At 52.6% G+C, this 15786-nt stretch carries 11 protein-coding genes; 2 read left to right on the top strand and 9 right to left on the bottom strand.

From position 1 onward, the window contains the following. Window positions 1–236: 236 nt before the first annotated feature. The 8 genes from RC85_RS01635 to RC85_RS01600 all read right to left on the bottom strand — a co-directional run bounded on the left by RC85_RS01635 (window position 237) and on the right by RC85_RS01600 (window position 12146). Window positions 237–1979, bottom strand: a complete 1743-nt coding sequence (locus RC85_RS01635) for a family 16 glycosylhydrolase (RefSeq protein WP_068258139.1) — start codon at window positions 1977–1979, stop codon at window positions 237–239. A 147-nt stretch (window positions 1980–2126) separates the two neighbouring features. Continuing rightward, window positions 2127–2897 (bottom strand): PEP-CTERM sorting domain-containing protein, encoded by a 771-nt coding sequence (locus tag RC85_RS01630; protein WP_084422267.1) that lies wholly within the window; start codon window positions 2895–2897, stop codon window positions 2127–2129. A gap of 262 nt (window positions 2898–3159) precedes the next feature. Further along, the gene (lacZ, locus tag RC85_RS01625) at window positions 3160–6375 is read right to left on the bottom strand and encodes a beta-galactosidase, LacZ type (protein ID WP_068258137.1); all 3216 of its coding nucleotides are present in this window, start codon (window positions 6373–6375) and stop codon (window positions 3160–3162) included. Window positions 6376–6783: 408 nt separating this feature from the next. After that, window positions 6784–8427, bottom strand: a complete 1644-nt coding sequence (locus RC85_RS01620; RefSeq protein WP_084422266.1) for an alpha-L-fucosidase — start codon at window positions 8425–8427, stop codon at window positions 6784–6786. A gap of 89 nt (window positions 8428–8516) precedes the next feature. After that, window positions 8517–10283 carry a FecR family protein gene (locus RC85_RS01615; RefSeq protein ID WP_084422265.1) on the bottom strand — a complete coding sequence of 589 codons (1767 nt, stop codon included), beginning with the start codon at window positions 10281–10283 and terminating at the stop codon, window positions 8517–8519. Between the two features lie 12 nt (window positions 10284–10295). Continuing rightward, window positions 10296–10811: a sigma-70 family RNA polymerase sigma factor gene (locus RC85_RS01610; RefSeq protein ID WP_068258136.1), complete on the bottom strand. Its 516-nt coding sequence runs from the start codon at window positions 10809–10811 to the stop codon at window positions 10296–10298. Window positions 10812–10945: 134 nt separating this feature from the next. Beyond that, entirely contained in the window at window positions 10946–11215 is a 270-nt protein-coding gene (locus RC85_RS01605) for a hypothetical protein (RefSeq protein ID WP_068258135.1), read from the bottom strand. Between the two features lie 10 nt (window positions 11216–11225). Beyond that, window positions 11226–12146 carry a family 16 glycosylhydrolase gene (locus tag RC85_RS01600; RefSeq protein WP_068258134.1) on the bottom strand — a complete coding sequence of 307 codons (921 nt, stop codon included), beginning with the start codon at window positions 12144–12146 and terminating at the stop codon, window positions 11226–11228. A 291-nt stretch (window positions 12147–12437) separates the two neighbouring features. Between RC85_RS01600 and RC85_RS01595 the strand changes: the two genes are divergently transcribed. Continuing rightward, entirely contained in the window at window positions 12438–13682 is a 1245-nt protein-coding gene (locus RC85_RS01595; protein ID WP_068258133.1) for a DUF1559 domain-containing protein, read from the top strand. A gap of 91 nt (window positions 13683–13773) precedes the next feature. Beyond that, window positions 13774–13983 (top strand): hypothetical protein, encoded by a 210-nt coding sequence (locus RC85_RS01590; RefSeq protein ID WP_149752887.1) that lies wholly within the window; start codon window positions 13774–13776, stop codon window positions 13981–13983. A gap of 290 nt (window positions 13984–14273) precedes the next feature. Here RC85_RS01590 and RC85_RS01585 read toward each other — a convergent pair whose 3' ends face one another. Beyond that, window positions 14274–14495: a hypothetical protein gene (locus tag RC85_RS01585; RefSeq protein WP_068258131.1), complete on the bottom strand. Its 222-nt coding sequence runs from the start codon at window positions 14493–14495 to the stop codon at window positions 14274–14276. Window positions 14496–15786: the final 1291 nt, after the last annotated feature.

The following is a 15786-nucleotide window of genomic DNA, read 5'->3' as shown; positions in this document are numbered from 1 at the left end:
AAAATGACGAGATAAGGGAAACCCAAAAAAATAAACTGCTAATAGTCGTTAGTTATTGTCTCCAGAGCACAGTCCGTTGGTAGCGATAATTCGACCGGGTAGAACGGAGGAAACTGCTAAAACAAATCGATGGGGTGGTCAGGTCAAAGGTGCCAGGTAGTTCGTCTAGGAAACCCTATCTTGCTTGCTTGATCTTCAACAACTGCTCGGATTAGTCGGGGCTGTTTGCCAAGTTGTCATTCTTTCGATGGGGATCGCTTCAGAAGCTGCTGGTCATCTTTGCTGAGTCGATCGATTGGTACATCCTTCATCGTGCCGTTGCTGAGTTTCAGTTTGACCCAACCTTGTTGGATGGCGATGGCGGTTGCTGTGATCGTGTGGCGGCCGGTGATGTCGGTCCAATCTCGCTGTTGACCTAGAACCGATGGTGTGTCTTCCGTCTGATCTGTCAACGAAGTTAAGAATTCATCGAGTGAGTCCTCCGGTGCCGGAGATTTTCGTTGCCAACCGCGGATGTAGTCGATCGAATAAGTCGACGGCAGGTCCGCATCGTCGATCTGTCCGAACCAATTGAACATCGACTCGGTATCCACGATCACGTTTAACGAGTTATGCCAATCCGTGTTCTCCATCCGCGCGACGGGCACACCATCGACGAACCAAATGATTTTGTGCTGATCCCACTGCAGGCCGTAGACGTGGTAGTCACTATCCAAATCCCAAGGTGACAACCAGACGGCACCCTGATCCCAGTGCCGTTTTTCTTTCGGCGTCTCAAAGACATGCACGTGCATGTTGTATTTTCGCTCGAAGCCTTTCGCGCCGGCTCCGATTTCGAAGACGTCAATCTCGGTCCAGAATTTGTTTTCGCGGCCCGACAGCCAGAAGGAACTCGATGCCGCCGATGACATCGGTTTCGCACGCACTTCATAGTAACCGTACTTGATCGCTTGCTTGCTGCGAACGTAGGCCGATGTGTAGGTGTGATATTCCTCTTTGTCCGCCATTTCGGGAACTTCGCCCTTACGAAACGTCAGATGCAGTTGCCCATCGGATACTTTCACGTTGCTTTCGTGAAAGAACGCTGGCGGTCGGCCCAGCCAATACGGGCTTCGCGGCATCCATTTGTCCTGGTTCAATTGACTGCCATCGAATTCATCGCTGACGCTCGCCACGGGCACCCAGCCACCAAGATCATTTTGATCCGAAAGTGGCAAGGTGTCGCTGATACGAACCGGTGGGTTGGGCAGGTCGCCGGTACGCGTCCAACCGTTCTGGTAAGCAGTAAGTTGTGCGTTCCATTTCTTTGCTAGGTAAGATCGAATGGCGTGGATCGACGCTTCGTCTTGGAAGTGACGATCGTAGATCAGCACCTCGCAGATCTGGCCTTGAAAACGCTGTGCGCCGTGTGCCGCGCTGCCTGCGATCGAAAGCGTTTGGGCAGAAGCCTGTTGCGGGAACGCTTCACTGACTTGAGTTTTATAGGCGACCGACTTTCCTTTTTTGCCGACCTGCGAAACGACGAAGAATCCAGGCGCGTCGGTGTCGGGAATCCCAGGCCCCGGTGTCGATGAAACCAGACGCTGCCAAGTGTCGCCATCATCAGCGATGTTATCAGCGATGTCATCACCGCCGGATTGCCGGCGGCTGACCACAAAGATCGACAGATTGCCAAGCTCGTTTTTCAGTGCGGATTGTCGAAGAGATGCGTTGCCATCAAATTCGATCGCATCGTTTCCGGCGACAGCGTTCTCGATTCGATGAATCCGGCCATTGCCGTTGACCGTCAATTCGTTTTTAGGATTCGCCTTACACTTCCAAGCCTGCACATTCCCTTGGCCATCCACCGACAATGATGCTGGTTCATCGGCATCCAGCCACAGCAAGAGACCTTGGGTGGGAACCGGTTCAGCACCGCTGGCAACCGAGATTGCTAGGATGCAAACCGCTAAAAGGATAAAATTACGGAGCGACGACATGATATCCAACGAAATGAGTTCGGTTCGACCGAGTCGGACGAGCCAGGGGCAGGCAAGCCAGGGAAGACGAACAAGGGTCGGAGCTAAAAAAAGCCTGGCTCGATTTGTTTCCAAACACGAACCAGGCTCGACTGCAACAAAGGGTTGCTATCGGCGACGGCGACGAACTAACATTCCAATTCCACCTAGGCCAACCAAGGCCATTGAGGAGGGTTCTGGAATGGCGGTGACCGTCACGTTCAGGGAATCAAGGGCAATGCCGCCAACATTGGTTTGGCCTTGCGAAAAGATAACCGTGTTGACAGTGCTCGCACTGTACAAGCCTGCGTTGGTCACAGTGAACGGTGTCAAACTCACGCCGTTGAAGCTTCCCGTTACGTCAAACTGATTCGCAGTGGCAGACTTGGTAATGCTGGTCGTCAAATCGTGAAATGCGGTGTCAATGGTGCCGGCATCGGTTCGGCCAGCATTGGACTGAGTCGCAAGCCGAAAATTAGAGCCCTGTCCACCGAGCAGAACTCCAGCCTCGTTACCGAGAGTCCCCAGGTCGGTGCCGCTAGTCAATCCTAAACTGAAAATGTTGGCATCAAAGCCGGGGTTGTTCCCACCGATCGATTTGACGCTGGCCGTAATTTCGATCGTGTCGCCGACCGCGAATGCCGTGGCAGCATTGTAGCCACGCACAAAGTTGGCAAATTGAACTTCACCGTTGCTACCGACGTTGAACGAATCAAGTTGGACTTGCGCGGTCCAACCATCAATGCCATTGATGTCGGCACCTTCGGTGAATCCGTCGGCAGTGGTGAAATCAGAGTCATACAGAGTCACCATTGCCGCATTGGCGGACGAGCCGATAGCGACGCTAAGCAGCGTTACGCTGGCCAGAATAAGGGAGAGTTTTGAGAAGCTTCGTACCATTGTTGATGCCTTTTACTTGGAGAATTTGTGCGCACAAACGCCTACAAATGGCGTCTCTTACGTACTTCTCCCCCGTTCGCTACATGGTGGCGGTGAAAATACTGATAATTGACGTTTTCTGTAAATTGTTGACAATTTAGCTTTAGTTCATGTGGCAGCCGGGGTTTTACGCCATTTCAGCGAATCCTTGTGCCACGGATTATGCCTGGGAGATTTCAGGGCAAACGGCCCGAGATGCTCCGCGAAGAGCTCTTTTCCAGCGTCAGTCACCCAGACGCAGCACGAATGACCATTGGTAATCACCGGCGGGAATCTGGTAGTGCCGCAGTGGCATCGCTTTGGGGGACCAGGAATCATTGCCGCCGACGCCCATTTGCTGATGATCCAGGTTCAACGTGTGGAAGCCTTGCGGTTTGAGATCATACGTATGCTGGGCGGCTGAAAGATTCTCGATCGACCATGGCCAGATTGAAAATCCGACAGGCGACTCGGCCAAGATCGAAAAATCCGGCGTCTCGCCCGATAATTCAATCCACCTCGTGTCTGTCCGATTACCGCACTCTTGCGGTCGAACATAGCTCTTCGCCAAGTCACCAATCGCCGCCTCGTAGACGCTGACATCGGCTCCCCGATTTCGGTCCACGTAGTTTTCCCACGGCCCCCTGCCGTAGTATCTAACATTGCGGTAGTCACCCGAAACACCCAGCGTCCATCCCAGCCGCACCAATGGCGGCATCGATGGATCGGCGGAAAACTTTGTTTCGACACGGATGTCGCCGGTGCCGCTGACCAAATACCTAATGTCGATCAATACTTGGTCGTTCCACGATTTTGTAACGGATACTTTGACCGTTTGATCGGATTGGATGTTGGCTGCGATCGATTGTACTTGCAGCTTGTCGGCCAGTTCCATCCAGACTTTTTGGTTTTCGTGTGTCTTTCCGCCCAGCCGATCATTGTCGGTCTGGGGACGAAAGAAATTCAATCGCATCGGTGACACAATGATCTCTTCGTCATTGAATTGATATCGATCTAGTCTTCCAGTTTGACGATCGAACTGGGCGAGAAATCGATCACCCGAAACGATGATCTGCTGTTCGGTACTTTCGATGGCCGGCGGTTTCTCTGATCTGAACGAAACCTCGTTGGCCGAGTTGGGCGAACTGATTGGAAGCTGAAGCTGTTGCTTCGCAACCTCAAACCCCGCATCGCACCAGGGGCGTGATCGAGTCTCGTGAAAACTGATTTGCAGCCAGTACTCGGCCCCTGGTTTTGCGCCAGGCTGTTCAAACGGAATCGTCACCGCCTTGCTCTCTCCCGCGGGTACGTCAACACGGTCTAGCATTCCGCTGGAGATTTTGACGCCGTTTTCGGAAAGCCGCCACCGCACGTCGTACTGATTCGCATTGGTAAAATTGAATCGGTTAAACAACCGAATCTTACCGGCTTGCAAATCTTCGGCTTCGACTGCAAACGGTTGGAATACGTACTTGCATTCCCACGTTTGAGGTTTGGGTGAACGGTCCGAAGCGATCACCCCGTTCAAACAAAAATTACTGTCGTTGGGCGTGTCACCAAAATCCCCACCATAGGCCAAGTAGGGCGTGCCATCGGATGTCTTCGCCACCAAACCCTGATCGATCCAATCCCAAATATAGCCACCGATCAAGTTGGGTTTGGAACGAATTAGATCCCAATAATCACCCAGGTTGCCGAGTGAATTACCCATCGCGTGCGCATACTCGCAGACGACAATCGGGCGACGGATCCGCGATGCCTCACTGAGGTTCCGCAATTGATCCACCGAGGGATACATGCGGCTGATCACATCGACATAGGCAGGGTCATCTGGGTTTGCCATCACGTCCCATCGCTGGACTTGTGTCCCACCAGCAGGATCATAATCAGGATCGTTTGGGTCGCCTTGTGCGCCTTCGTAGTGAATAAAACGCGTCGGGTCAAAGTCGCGAATCCAATTTGCCGCAGCAGCATGAATCGGACCTGCGCCACTTTCGTTGCCTAGCGACCAGGAAATGATCGATGGGTGATTCTTGTCACGTTCGACCATCCGAATGATTCGATCATTGATCGCGTAATGCCATGTTGGGCTGTTGACCAATAACCCTCGCACTCCATGCGATTCAACATTGGCCTCATCCATAACATAGATGCCGTACTCGTCACACAGTTCATAAAAGTAGGGATCGTTGGGATAGTGAGAGGTGCGGATCGAGTTGAAGTTGAACTGTTTGATTAAGCGAACATCATCGCGAATGTCTTCTCGCGTCAGTGCCTTGCCGTGGATGTGATCATGGTCATGGCGGTTGACTCCCATCAGCTTGACGCTGCGCCCGTTGACCAGCAACGCACCGCTGGGATCAATTTCGACATGACGAAATCCCACACGACAACTGCGTGACTCCGCTAACGCTCCGCTGGGATCGGTCAGGGAGAAGACGAGAGAATAGAGATAGGGATCTTCGGCAGACCACTTCCTGGGGTTTGCTATCTCCGTTTCAATCAACCCGAACGGCACCGTATCACGTTGGGGATACCATTCGCTTACGATTTGTTTCACTCCGATTGAAAGCGGTTTACTTAATGCCGATTGCCCATCAGCGTCAAGCAAATCGGCTGACAGATTCCAACCATCAACGTTCGCGTTAGGCGGGGCAGTGATTTCAGGACGGATCTGAAGCTTTGCATTTTCCAATGCTTCATCAAATTTGGTTCGCACGAAGAAGTCGTGCAGTGCCATCTTTGGCTCTGCCGTTAACAGGACTTCACGGTGGATACCACTAAGCCGCCACATGTCTTGGTCTTCCAGATAGCTTCCGTCGGACCATCGATAGACTCGGACGGCGACTTGGTTGCGGCCTGGCTTGACCAGGCGGGTTACATCAAATTCCGCCGGCAACCGACTGCCTTGACTGTAGCCGGCCAATTCACCGTTAACCCAAACATAGAACGCAGACGAGACGCCACCGAAATGCAGCACCACTCGCATCTCTTTCCAATCGGTCGGCAATTCAAATTCTCGGCGATACGATCCCACCGGATTGGTTCGATCGATTCGAGGCGGATCGGCTTGAAAGGGGTAGGTCGAATTCGTGTAGATCGGTGTCCCATAGCCTTTGAGTTCCCAATTACTTGGGACCGCAATGCGATCCCAATCGCTGGCATCGAAATCGGGTTTGAAGAACTTCTCGGGCCGTTCGGATGAATCGGGCGTGAAGTGAAACTTCCAATCACCATCGAGCGATAAAACTCGAGCTTGGTTCCGATCGGCTCTGAGCGAGTCGGCGGTCGATGAATAAGAATAGGAAGTTGCTCGTGCGGGCAACTTACCTTTGGCAATCATCGTTTCGTTTTCCCAATCATTGGGAAATATGCCTTGCGAGTTTGCCGTCGATGCAAGCAAGCCGCAGACGCTTAAAAAGATGACGATTGAGAAGACAGGCGAATGATGTTTCAGCATGATTGTTCGAAACTCAGGAGAAACAGTACGTGAAAAAATTAGCCGTGGAGTTTTTCCAAGGCATGACAAGGCAATAAGAAAGAAAGGCTCATCCGGTGGAAGCGTGCGACGGACCCATGCTGGAGGTTTTTAGAGGCATTGCTGCGATGTCCGAAGAACTTGTGCGATACGATGTGGGTGCCGGGCGAAGCGGAGGAAAGCTCTGCAGAGGTGCAACTTTCCGAGGAATAGCCCGGTCTGCGATGCGCCGAAGGTGCGTCCAGCCCACCGTCGGGGTTCCCCTGGCGGTGGGTTTTTCAGTTTGAAGATCGACGACTCCACTGCAACTTCGGACATCGCAGCGATGCCTCCGAAAACCTCGGATCTTGGTCATCAGCTACTGAATTCGCCCAAGAACCCCGATAGAAACTACAGCGATTCGATTTTCAAACCATACGCATACTTGCAGGATGGTTCGCTCGGTAAGGTCACCGTCAATCCGTCCTCGCTACGATCCCATTGCAGTTCGGCATCGCTTCCCAGCAATGAGATTGATTTGATTGCATCGGTGTACCGTGTCGAACTCTTGCCGAGCGTCTTGATCGTTACCTGATTGCTGGCCGGCCATTCCAAAGGGATCGCATAGAGCACGTCGCCTTTTTTAGTAAAGCGAATGTCATGCTCGGTAAACGGTTTATTCTTGTCTTCCGATAAGTGGCCGGTGGCAGTCCCGGTGGGGCCTTCACCGTAGGTTTCCCAAGGTCGCGAACCATAGATCGCTTCGCCGTTGACCTTCAGCCAGCCACCAATTTCCCGCAGGATTTCTTGGTCCTGTTCGGGAATGGTGCCGTCTGGACGCGGGCCGATGTTTAGCAGTAGGCAGCCATTCTTTGCGACGATGTCAATCAAATCATCAACCAATCGATCGGGCGTTTTATACTGCTGGTTTTCGGTGTACCCCCATGAACTTGAACTAACCGCCGTATCGGTTTGCCAGAACGGTTCACGAATCGCGTCCATCTTGCTGCGTTCCAAATCCAAGACAGCGGCTTGTTCAGGAAACGCATTCCATTTGTAATTGATGATCCCCGTTTTGCCACGACTCGCCGATAAGTTGTAGTAGTAAGCGGCAAAGCGACGCAGTTCTTCGACCATCATTTGTTGGTCGTAAGGTTTTTCTTTGTCAACCGCGATCGCGAAGTCAAACCAGACCAAATCAGGGTCGTACTTTTTCACCAACTCAGCGGTTCGCAGCAGCCACTCTTCTCGAAACTGGTCATCGTAGGGCGGGTAGTGGTTTCGATAGTCGACCGTTTCCTTCTCAAACAACGCAGGAATGGCGCGACCGTAGAATTCTTCGTACTGTGGATTTGCGTTGTCGAAGGATTGGTTGCGTGGGTAGAAAGCCCAGTTAAAAGCACGATGGCTACTAACACCAAACTTAATTCCGGTTGCTTTTGACGCCTTGGCAAGCTCACCCACAATGTCACGCTTCGGTCCCATCTCGGTCGCATCCCAGCGGGTATACGAGCAATCGTACATGGGAAAGCCATCATGGTGCTCGGCAACCGGAACGATGTACTTCGCCCCCGCTTCCTTGAAGAGCGCTAGCCAGGATTCCGCGTCAAAGTTCTCGGCCTGAAACATAGGAATGAAATCCTTGTAACCGAATTTGGACTGATCACCCCAAGTCTTCTTGTGGTGACGAAAGACATCACCCTGGGGGCCATCGGCCTCGATATACATGTTCCGCGGATACCACTCGCTTCCGTACGCCGGAACACTGTAGACACCCCAGTGAATGAAGATGCCAAGTTTGGCGTCCTTGTACCACTCGGGAATTCCGTAGCCTTCCAGTGACTTCCAAGTCGCCGTGAACGGCCCCGATGCGGCGACCTGATCAATCTCTTCGATGCTCGGTGGAATCTGGCCCGGTGGTTGCTGAGTCGATGGTTGCTGAGTCGATGGCGACTGAGTCGATGGCGATTGGGTCGATGGTTGCTGGGCGAACCCGACGCAACTGCACAGCAAAGAACTGAATAGGAAAATCGCAGGTCGAAAGAGTGAATTCATGATGGTTCAGCGGATCTTGAGGAAATTGAATGAGTGCAAGTCGATGTCTGAATCTAGCCTCGATACGATCGCAAAGATGGTAATCGCGATTACTGATCTAGTTTGCGAATGGGGACAACGGACTTCCATGTTGGACCGATGCGAATTTCGTCAAACGCGGCCACGGCGGTAAAGCCGCACCAAGTTCGGATTTCCGTGAACGATTGCGGAAGGTCTGTCGGTATTCCCACGGAATCCCAATGCTCCGGTTCAACGACTTGTGGCGGGTCGTCCAGCGAAAACGCCGAAGCGAACACATTGTCTTGCTCCTGATCGCGCAAGCTAACCTTGATCACGACTAGATAGGTTGTCTCGGGTGGCAATGCACGCCCACTGTTGTAGCGATCCTCTCCGGTATAGACGACCAAATTGTCACGCATGTCGATTGCAACTCCCAAGATCTGCTCTGCGTTGTCGCTTCGATAGAACGCTAGCCCCGCACCGGAGTAAGCGTCTCGCCGAAAGACACGTTTGTTCATCAGGAAGCTAAAGAAGACATCTCGATCCTGATCCACAGGGAAATCCTCCTCGATTTCCCGTGCGGACGATGCGGCAAGGCTGTGAACGCTGTAACGATCGCTTCCAGCAGCAAGCCAAGCTGGTGGGGTCAGATGCGAACCTTGACGAATCACCGCCTGCGGAGCCTGATCGGGAAGCTCGTGACGAGACCAACCACGACGGAACCCGAAGCCACCAGGTGTTGGTGGCATTCGTCCAACTGGGTAGTCGAATCCATCGTAGGCAATGGGTTGCTCTGATGATTCAAGGCTTTCGATTGAATTAATTTGTGATCGTAAGTCCTTGAAAATTTCAGGAGTACCAGCCTGGGATAACCCTTCGCGAGCCTTGGCATCGGTAAAAACGGCTGCGTCACCTGGGGTCAACATGGATCGATTCGTAAGTGGGTGTGCATCAGCAGGCAGACAGGTCACTGCCCCCTGCAGAACCTGGACGTCGCTATGCCCTTGCGCATTTACCGAAACGGCAAACTCAGTGCCAATGTCGACGACACTGATGGTCGGCGTACGCAACGCGAAACCAAGTCCCTCCTCATTGGCGGTCGCCAAAACGGTACCACCATCGACCCAGACCGACATGTCGCGATCAAGAGTTAGCACCACGGGAGCTTTGCGGGCGTCAAGGATTAGCTCGACCCCTTCCACGGTGTGCAACCGCCCAAAACCCGATTTCAGCGTTAGCGGCCCTGCGAAGAGATGATCACCGGTTTGTTTGGCAGGTTCCCAAACCGCTTCGTGACCAAACGTGATCGAAGCTAACGCGTTTTTCTGCGAACGATCCGATCCCAGTCCGCTTGGCGGCGTCAGATTTTTGTCGTTGATCACCTCGGAATTGGCAGCTTCAATGTTGGTATCTGAATCAGTGAACCGGTGGAATTGCAAACTGAAGACGATTCCAACTAGTGACGCACAGACGACCAGAAAAACCAGGGAGGCGGTCCAAGGCGATTGATAAGACCCGTGCCGTTTTGCCCGTTCCACTTTTCCCAGTTGCGAATTTTTCAGTTGCGAATTTTTCAGTTGCGCATCTTCTGGTTGCGTCTGTGGCACAACGCTTTGGGTCACATCGGCATTGAATTGCAATTGATTCCATAGGTCGGCTGTCTGATTCGCTTGCAACTCATCCATTAACATCGCATCGAAATGCAGAAACGCTTTGGAAAACCGACGAAGGCTCTCGTGCTCGCGAAGCAGCGCGTTAAGTTCCTCTTTGTCTTCAGAGGTAATGTCACCCGTCAACGCAAGTTCCAGCAACTCTTCAATTCGTTGTTGTTCTTCGGTCATGATCGCTAGAGCCATCGGATGCTATTGTTATTGTTGTCGTTTCTTTTCGATACAGTCACGAAGCGAACGCCGCAGCCGGAGCATGAGACTCTTGATCGCATCAAGGGACCGTCCGGTTGACTCGGAGATTTTGGAGATCGAATTCCCCTGGGCATATCGCATCGTCAGCAATCGTTTGTTTTTTTCACTTAGATTTTGAAGGCATTCGTGCAATTCGCGTTGGCTACCGTGCCAATCGTCGAAAGTCGAGTCTTCGGTTGCAATCATCATCTCAACGACGTCCGAGTGGAACACGATTCGTTCGCGACCTCGATCGCGGAGGAAAGCTAGAATCTCATAGCGGGCGATTCCCATGGCCCACGGCAGAAACGGCAGATCACGGTTGTATTCAGCAGCCTTTTTCCAAATCGTTAAATTGGTCCGCTGCAACACATCATGGCTATTTGTATAGTCCCCCAGCGAAGCCAAAATGTAACCCCGCAATCGACTCTGATGCAAAGTCAACATAGCGACAAAGTTCTCGTCATCTGAACTGCCATCCACTGCTCAATTTTCCCGACGGACCGATAGGAAGCGCTCTTACGATTCCGAGCGCTTTCATCAACGATTCTCTCCAAATTATCGCCATAGGTGGCGAACCAAATTGTCAGGAACCCGAATGAATGCCTTGGAAGGATTCACGATTTTACTGCATCCAGCTTGCCACTGCCGCTTTTCGCCTGCTTCCCAAGCTTGCGAAACGGCGGTGCAGAATTTTTTTGATTGAAGGCGATCGGCTGATCAGAATCCACCGTCGTGGTCTTTGTTAAAGATCCTTCTGTATGGGGATCTTCAGCAAGATCCACTTCCGCACGTAAGAAGCCATCTGCCGATCGCCTACAGCTTTGGCCAGAGCCAATTTCTGTGCAATCCCTGACGAAAGTGCCGATCAGCAGATCGACGTTCACGGATCGGTCGCTACTGAGTTAGTTTCACCAGCTTGTACGAACGAACCCAGTCGTAGTACGTCGTGTTGCGTGAATCATCGGCTAAGTCTTCGTGGGTCGGTGGCGTTTCCCACGAGTAAGTTTCGCATACCAAGTTCATGAACAGGGGATGATCGAATGGAGTCGGGTCTAGCTCGGTCGATGGCGTGATCGTGAAGGCGTATTTTCCATCGGCGTAGAACTTCATGGAATTGGCATCGATCCACCAGCAACCGTAGGTATGGAATTCTTCATTGACGTTGGATTTCAACTTGACGTGATCTCCCTTTTTGGCCGTCTTGGGTTCTGGCTCCGCTGTTTTGTCTTGTTCGGAACCGGCTGCTTGCTTTTCAGCGAGGAAAGTGATGTGCGTGTTGCTGTTCATGCGTGTCTTGAAGCCTTCCCACCGCTGCGCGTCGCCAATCGATTCTTGAATATCCAGCTCCAAACGCAGCGTTCCGCCGGGCACCGGTTTTGGTTTGCCGGCTAGCCAGAACGTTGACGACGTTGAAACACTCGACGCCTTCATCCGGCATTCGTAGTAACCGTACAAAGCCTCCTGAGACTTCGACTGGACTGCACCGCACGCAATCGAGAAGTCTCCTTGGGGTGGATCCAGCACGGTGCTTTTGATCTGCAAATAACCATCACGAACGCTGACATTGGACGGCATGAACTTACCCGGTGGCCGCCCGACCCAGCTTGGATGGTGATCGTGCCACTTGTCCTGGTCTAACTCGGTCCCGTTGAATTCGTCACTGAACGCATCGTTCTTGACCCATTGATAGCCATCAGGTGGTTCCGGCGGGACATCCTGGGGAGCGGTCGATTGACTGTGTGCCGATTCGCAAAACGTTGTGCTGATCGACACGAGCAACAGGAATGCAAATTTTGTGCGGGTAGCGTTGATCATGGATCTGTCGAAGGGTCCGAAGGAGGGCGAAGCAATTCAAGGGATGAGTGCAGGTCACTCGCTGGCGATGGTCGATTGTTTTAATGACGAAATGTCAAAGTAAAGGGATAGCGTAGCAAGCAAAATGAGTATACAATCAAATTGTTAACAATTAGCTATTTCTCGGCGGCGGTCGTTTTTCGAGGTTTTTGTAACACAATAGCGAATTGTTCGGAGACGAGTGACGCATCTTCCTTTGGTGGAAGTGGTGTCTTCTTTATTCCCTGTGTTTCTAAATGAAGGAATGGTTTCATGTTCTCGAAGCGAGAAAAAAGAGCAGGTTTCACTCTTGTGGAGTTGCTGGTGGTCATCGCCATCATCGGCGTATTGGTGGGGCTTCTGTTGCCCGCCGTCCAAGCTGCCCGCGAAGCAGCACGACGCATGAGTTGTAGCAACAACTTCAAGCAGATTGGTTTGGCGATCCACAATTACCACTCGGCGTACAAAATGTTGCCGATTTCGGGCGGCGGAACGACCGACCCAGTAACGACTGCTAACTGGCGACCATCGGAAACCTCCAACAATGGAAAGCTGAGCTGGTTGGTCGGCTTGACTCCGTTCATCGAGCAGCAAGCGATTTGGGAGCAAATTTCCAATCCAATGAATGTCGATGCGCTGGGGAATTCCCCGCCTGGTCCCAGTGGCAACGCCAACGTGCAAGCCCTCCGCAGCGGTGCCAATTTCTCACCGATGGGACCAAGCCCCGACGAGATTCTTTACACGCCATGGGCGACGCAAATCCCAGCGCTTCGTTGTCCAAGCGATCCGGGAACAGGCTTGCCGTCGCTGGGTCGAACCAACTACGCAGCAAGCTACGGCGATTCAGCAGAACGAGCTCATCACGGAGCTTGGTACAATCCTGGTCCGCCCGCCGGTGTGCCGATTGGGACGGTTAATCCCGCTCTTGCCGAGGAGTTCCGATCGGCTGCACGTGGCTTTTTTACCGTCCACGAAAAACGCCGCTTCCGCGATATTCTAGACGGACTTTCTAACACAATCGCTGCTGGCGAAATCGCAACCGACCTTGGCGATTCGGATGCACGCACGATTGCGTTGTCTCGCGGTTGGTCTTTCGTCCGAAACTTCCCGCCCAATGATTGTGATAATTTGACGGATCCTCTTCGCCCTCAGTTTTGGAATCCTGATCCCGCCATCGCGACGCCTGTGGGTTCGGTGGACGGCCGTGGATTTCGATGGGCAGACCATCTGCCAAACTTCTCGGGCTTTTTCACCGCTCAACCACCCAACAGCCCGATTTGTTCTGAGCAGAACGCTGGCCTTTCCGGTTGGTACTCCGCATCCAGTCGTCACCAAGGTGGTGTTCACGTCTTGATGGGTGACGGAGCGATCAAGTTCATCACCGATTCGGTAGAAGCCGGTGACCAGAGCGCAGGGGGAGTCTACAAATGGCGAAATCCTGGCGGCGAGAGTCCCTATGGTTTTTGGGGTGCATTGGGAACCAGAGCGTCCAAGGAAGTCATCGACGAAGAGTTTTAATTGACTTCGGGTTAGTTTTCTTTGCGGTTGCCTGCATCTTTGCAAGCGACCGCATTTTTTTTGTTTGTCAGATTATGACTTGAGGTTTTCGATGAAACGGTTGTTTTTGGTTTGTGTGGTTGGTTCGATGTTGGTCATCGGATGCGGTACGTCGGAACCTGCCAGTGTGATGGAGGGAGCCACCGAAAGCGACGTGGAAGCTTACACTCGCATGGTGGCAGAGTCTCAGGCTGCGACAGGCGAAACGGATAAGTTGCAAGCCAAGAGTGGCCAAAAAGCGGGGAAACCCAAGCAACAATAGAAGAAGGATAGCCATCAGGATGACGCTCCTGGGCCTTCCAACGAATCGATGTGGCAACTCGCCAAAGTCGATCTTCGTTCCAGCTTGCCATTGAAGCGGCGAACCAAGGCTGGTGGAAAGAGGCCAACGCGCTGATTGGACGTGCCCACATCAAGAGCCCCGATGATCCGGAAACTTGGAGCCTTGAAGGTAGCCGCCAACATCGCGTTGTGAAACGATGATTCAGATACTTGCGGTGGAATTCATCCGCGAGGTTGCCTAGTCCAACGGTTGCAAAGAAAAGAACTTAGTCAACGACGCTGAGAAAGCGTTGTTGATGGTAGCAAGATGTCTGGGAATACTGGTCGATGATTGCTGACTGTGCTTTCACAAAAGAGCAATGGGTTGTGAGCAACGGTTTCGGGCTGGTCGCTGTAGCGCTTCGATGCAGCGGTGCCTGGACTTAAATCACCCGATGCCGGACACTCGATTGCCGCCTCGGTGTTCGCAGTGTCAAGTTCGCCATCAGACATGATGAAATCGACGAAGTTGACCCCGTCGGGAACATTGATCCTATTTCGACGGATCAGACTGAGCGTTTCTTCGATCTCTTGCTTGCGTGCAAGTGCGACTGATTCTTTAGTCGTCTCAAGTGATCACTTGAATCGCTTGCCATCATAAAAAATAATAACTCGAAATTTGCTCGTTTTCTGTTTCTCAAGGGAAGCCATCGCGAGGGGCTCCGCTTGCGAGCAAGAGCAGAGCCTAGGGTACGTCCGTCGGCTCTGACGAGCGACGCAGGGTCCAATACAAAAGCAACGAGTTCACCTGTACTTCACTTGCTGGTGAAATCAATGAAAACAGGGTCTCCGTCGAAACGACGAAAACCCCGTAATTTACTAAGTACCGAAGGAGGGACTCGAACCCGTCAACAAATAGCGGGGAAAACGAGGGGCAATCTAAAAACCACCCCAAAATCCACCCCACCGACGATGCGGACACCGCCGAGCTGCTGACGCTGTGGGCATCCCTGGACGCCGCCGCCCGTGCCGACATTCTAGCCGTCGCCCAAGGCTGGGCGGGACGCTTGCATGAGCTCTAGTCGCTCTGTTCTTCGTACTCGGTGTAAGCAGTCCGATCGAATCCCATTTGCCCCCTGAATCGCAGTGATTCAGGGGGGTTTTCTCGTTTCTGCACGTCCGTTCTATGTTACTGGTGAGACCGGCCATTTTCGAGCTGGTCAGATTTGTCTCGCTGGTCCTAAGAATCGGCGTCCCTGCGCTGCACTAAGGCTTAGGCATAGGCCATGCATCTCTACGTATAGCGTTATCTATTCACGTACGCGGTTGCACCAGCGTGGAAACACGACAAACCCCCGTAAAAAACGGGTTCTATCGAATGTGGCCGAAGATTTTGACCGGTCGCTTTCATGTTACTTGTAGAAGCAGATTACTTTTTGCACGCTGCTTTTATGTTCCTAGTAAAAGCCAGACGTTTGAAATCGGCTCTTTGCTTTCCCATTTCTCTCACGACAAAGGAAGATTATGAACACTATCCAACAACGATTGGGGTTCTGCCCCGGACCGTGGAGCGCCGAGCCTCCGAAACCAGGTGCTAGCTCAGATAGCATCCGAATCACCCGAGGGGCGACCGTGGTTGCCTCAGTAGGCCCACCAGGCGATGCAAGCTCAACAGACGTAAGCGTTCGGCGTGGGGATGAATTTTCGGCGTGATAGGTTGGCGGGTTTTCTCGAACCCAGGAGGTCAACATGTTGCCGACTCTCGCCCAAGTTTGGGCCGAGCGACTCGATCGCTATCGAGCCA

This window comes from Rubripirellula obstinata (assembly GCF_001642955.1).
In the GTDB taxonomy this organism is placed as follows: domain Bacteria; phylum Planctomycetota; class Planctomycetia; order Pirellulales; family Pirellulaceae; genus Rubripirellula; species Rubripirellula obstinata.
The sequence above is the reverse complement of the archived record's forward strand: the minus strand, read 5'-3'. Positions and strand labels throughout refer to the sequence as shown.